Here is a 689-nt window from a genome sequence, read left to right as displayed (position 1 = left end):
TATATGTTTTCAATTCAAGCATTATATAAAGGTAATTTTGAAATTATCTTTTATGCTGATAACCCATATACAAATAATGAAGAAGATTATTTACGATTATCAGTATGGAGTTTCAGAGGTAAAACAAAAAGTGTTTTAAATAATTATTTACGCGATATGACAACTAATTATAAAACTAGTTTCTTATTACCACACGACTATGAAATACCAACATTTAATTACCCACAATATGTTCTACCACCAGTACCATATAACTATAAACCTTATACCAAAGATATTATGCCTTCTGATGTAGTTCAACCATTAAAAACTAAAATTATAGCACCAGCACAATGCAAACGAGCTTCTTCTGATACTCCTAATAGTTTTATTAATTTATTTTCTGATGAATTTAATWATGCYTATTATGAAGTTGAAATTGATTTAAAACAAATTAACCCAACAATTCAAAGTATTAGTAAATTCCAAGATGCTTATAAAACAATAGAAATAAGTAATTTAGATAATTTACAGATTGAATGTGGACCGCCTGAAATAGAGAATTTTATTCCTAATAGAAATATTAATTTAAATGGTGGTCGTAATACTTGTTATGCTGATTTTGGTTCATTAGCAAATATAACTTTAAAAGAAAGCGGTCGTTCACAAACTGATAAGATTAATTTTGATAATACAATAACTTTATATAW

Annotated in this window: 1 protein-coding gene; it reads left to right on the top strand. The window is 25.9% G+C overall.

The window, feature by feature from the left end; all coding sequences use genetic code 4:
* Positions 1–689: hypothetical protein (locus EHV01_RS06290; protein ID WP_422066712.1), on the top strand; the 689-nt coding region annotated here is incomplete at both ends.

Source organism: Spiroplasma sp. hy2 (genome assembly GCF_044714365.1).
In the GTDB taxonomy this organism is placed as follows: Bacteria; Bacillota_I; Bacilli_A; order Mycoplasmatales; family Mycoplasmataceae; genus Spiroplasma; species Spiroplasma phoeniceum.
Note: the sequence above shows the minus strand (reverse complement) of the source record. Positions and strands in the feature narration are given on the sequence as shown.